The organism is Piscinibacter defluvii, assembly GCF_004011805.1.
Lineage (GTDB): Bacteria > Pseudomonadota > Gammaproteobacteria > Burkholderiales > Burkholderiaceae_C > Piscinibacter > Piscinibacter defluvii.
Genome location: NZ_RCHJ01000122.1, coordinates 1 through 1,061 on the forward strand (window position 1 = coordinate 1; position 1,061 = coordinate 1,061).

The following is a 1,061-nucleotide window of genomic DNA, read 5'->3' on the forward strand; positions in this document are numbered from 1 at the left end:
CGTCGCGCGGGCCAAGCGCCAACCCGGCAGCTGCGCCTCAGCTCAAACGTTAGGCCTCACGCCACGCACCGCGGCGCAAGGGAGCAAGTCAATGTCGGAGCAAACCCGCGCTCTCATTCAAGCCCATTGGAGCCTCGCGAACGCCCGCGAGTGGAGCAAGTTCGCTGATCTACTTCATCCAGCCTTGCTCTACGAGGCTCCACAATCACGCGAGTACATCGAAGGCGGTCACGGCTACCTCGACATGTTCCGCACTTGGCCGGGTGACTGGACAGCTTCCATCAAGCAACTGATTTGCGAGGAGTCCAAGGCCATCTCAGTCATCGACTTCGTGGTCGGAACGGAAGTCATGACTGGCATCTCGATCTTCGAGCTGAACAACGGGCTCATCACCAAAGTCACCGACTACTGGCCTGAGCCATACGAGCCGCCCGCTCGTGTCACGTCACACATGAAGCGCAGGCCACCGGAGTGATGCCTAACCCTTCGCTCGAGGCGACCCTCCACGGCTTGGCACTTGGGCCGCGAGCCCGTGGTTCTTATCATCGGTCTCGCGGCCCAAGCGCCAACCCGCTACGGGCGCCTCAGCTCAAACGTTAGGCCTCGCAGCAAGCAGCAGGCGGGCGCTCCGTGAACAAGCGAATGCAATGCCTGGCAAGTTTGGCGTCTGAGTCGAAGAGAACACCGCGTCGTTGGTCGGTCGAGCGCTCGGTGTCGGAGCGCTTGGCAAGCAGCCGGCATGAGGTTTCGGTTCGAGCCGAGCAAGAGCTACAGGTCACTCGCCTTGGTCGAGGTCGCAGCCAACTGAGCGAACATGAAGTTCCCTCCTCGCATGGCGCAGGCCGCCCGTCCGTTGGCAGGCGGCGAACCGATCGCTGCCCTCGGACGAGAACCTCACCCGCTTCGCCAAGGCCAAGCGTCTGGTCTTCTGTCAAGCAACCACTGTCAGCGCGTCCTGCCACGAGAAGAACACAACACGCCTTCTCGCCAGTGCAGCGTGCCGAGAGCGAGGCCTAACCCTTCGCTCGAGGCGACAGCCACCGGCTTGGCACTTGGCCCGC

General features: G+C 62.6%; 1 protein-coding gene. It reads left to right on the forward strand.

Going from position 1 to position 1,061, the window contains the following annotated elements:
* Positions 1–475, forward strand: a 475-nt coding sequence (locus D9C15_RS33180; protein WP_205854984.1) for a nuclear transport factor 2 family protein, incomplete at its 5' end; no start/stop codon positions are given.
* Between the last annotated feature and the right edge of the window lie 586 nt (positions 476–1,061).